Below are 2,388 nucleotides of genomic sequence, written 5' to 3'. Positions count from 1 at the left end.
ATGGAGTGATCAGGCCGGACAGACCAATAATGTCCACATTTTCTTTTTTGGCTACATCCAGAATTTTGTCACAGGGAACCATGACGCCAAGGTCAATAACCTCGTAACCGTTGCACTGGAGCACAACACCAACAATATTTTTGCCAATGTCGTGCACGTCTCCCTTCACGGTCGCCATCAGAATGCGCCCATGGGACTCCTGCTGAGTGCCGAGCAGCTCCTTTTCAGCCTCCATGTATGGCATCAACCAGGCTACGGCCTTTTTCATTACCCGCGCTGACTTGACTACCTGGGGCAAGAACATTTTGCCTTCGCCGAACAAATCGCCGACCACGTTCATGCCATCCATCAAGGGGCCTTCGATAACGTGCAAGGGGCGTTCGGCTTTTAGTCGAGCCTCTTCCGTATCTTCACCAATGTAATCTGCCACTCCCTTGATCAAAGCATGGGCAAGGCGCTTCTCTACCGGCCACTCACGCCAACTGAGATCCTCTTGACGAACGCTGCCGGCGCCAGTGCCACGGTATTTTTCGGCGATATCCAGCATGCGTTCAGTGCCATCTTCGCGGCGATTAAGAACGATGTCCTCTACTGCTTCCTTAAGCTCCGCAGGGATGTCTTCATAAATGGCCAGCTGACCAGCATTGACGATGCCCATATCCATGCCGGCTTTGATGGCGTGGTAAAGGAATACCGCATGAATTGCCTCTCGCACTGGCTCATTGCCACGGAACGAGAACGAAACGTTGGATACACCACCGGAAATAAGAGCATAGGGCAGGGTGGTCTTGATATCGTGGACTGCTTCAATAAAGTCCACAGCATAGTTATTGTGCTCTTCAATCCCGGTAGCAATGGCAAAAATATTTGGATCGAAAATAATGTCTTCGGGTGGAAAACCAAGCTGTTCGGTAAGCAACTTATAAGCACGGGTGCATATCTGGGTCTTGCGCTCGCGGGTGTCGGCCTGACCGTCCTCATCGAAGGCCATAATGATTACTGCCGCGCCGTAACGACGAACCAGGCGGGCCTGCTCAATAAATGCAGCCTCGCCTTCCTTCATGGATATGGAATTAACAATGCCTTTTCCCTGAATGCACTTAAGGCCCGCCTCAATAACATCCCACTTGGAAGAGTCGATCATGATCGGAACTCGGGAGATTTCGGGCTCCGCTGCGATCAGGTTGAGGAATCGGACCATACACTCTTTCGATTCGAGCAGTCCTTCATCCATGTTGATATCGATTATCTGGGCGCCAGCCTCAACCTGCTGACGGGCCACATCCAGAGCGGTATCGTAATCACCCTCTTTAATCAGGCGCAGAAATCGTTTGGAGCCAGTGACGTTGGTGCGCTCGCCAACGTTGACAAATAAAGAGTCGCTGTCGATGGTCAGGGGCTCGAGTCCGCTTAGACGGCAGGCAGGCGCGATTTCCGGTAGCACTCGCGGCGACAGGTCCTCCACGGCACTGGCTATGGCGCGAATATGAGCCGGAGTGGTGCCGCAGCAGCCACCGATCACATTCAGGTAGCCCTTGCTCGCCCAGTCACGAATCTCCGCTGCCATGGCTTCTGGAGACTCGTCGTACTCACCCATTTCATTGGGTAGGCCGGCATTTGGGTGGGCGGAAACAAAGCCTTCACTGATGCGCGATAATTCGGCCATGTAAGGACGTAGTTCTTTCGCCCCGAGGGCACAGTTCAGTCCAATAGTAATCGGCTGGGCATGGCGCAGTGAGTGATAGAAAGCCTCCGTGGTTTGGCCGGTAAGGGTGCGCCCTGAGGCATCAGTGATCGTGCCGGAGATCATCATGGGAATATCGATCTGATGATCATCGCAGTATTTCATTACAGCAAATACGGCCGCTTTTGCATTCAAGGTATCGAAAATGGTTTCGATCAGTAGTACATCGGCACCACCTTCGACCAGCCCATCAATGGCTTCCAGATAGGCCTCCACCAACAGGTCAAAATTGGTGTTGCGATAGCCTGGGTCGTTGACGTCAGGGGAGATGCTGGCGGTACGGTTGGTTGGCCCGAGCACTCCGGCAACGAAACGTGGCCGTGATGGGTCAGCCTGCATCACTGCATCGGCAGCCCGCCGGGCGCATTGTGCTGCGCTGACATTCAGCTCCCGGGCCAGAGACTCCATGCCGTAGTCGGCCATGGCAATACTGGTGGCATTAAATGAGTTGGTCTCAATGATGTCGGCGCCGGCTTCAAGATAGGCGCGGTGAATATCTTCAATGATTGAAGGCTGAGTAATGCACAGCAGGTCATTGTTACCCTTGAGATCCGATGGCCAGTCGGCGAAGCGATCTCCGCGGTAGGCGGCCTCGTCGAACCGGTATTGCTGGATCATGGTCCCCATGGCGCCATCAAGAATCA

At 53.8% G+C, this 2,388-nt stretch carries 1 protein-coding gene; it reads right to left on the bottom strand.

All coding sequences use genetic code 11. The annotated features are described in order from the left end of the window. A partial coding sequence (metH, locus tag J1C54_RS16810) for a methionine synthase (RefSeq protein WP_229149958.1) occupies positions 1–2,386 on the bottom strand: 2,386 nt, incomplete at its 3' end. Between the last annotated feature and the right edge of the window lie 2 nt (positions 2,387–2,388).

This window comes from Alcanivorax sp. 1008, from assembly GCF_020667895.1.
Lineage (GTDB): Bacteria > Pseudomonadota > Gammaproteobacteria > Pseudomonadales > Alcanivoracaceae > PGZG01.
This window is presented reverse-complemented; position numbering and strand designations above follow the sequence as displayed.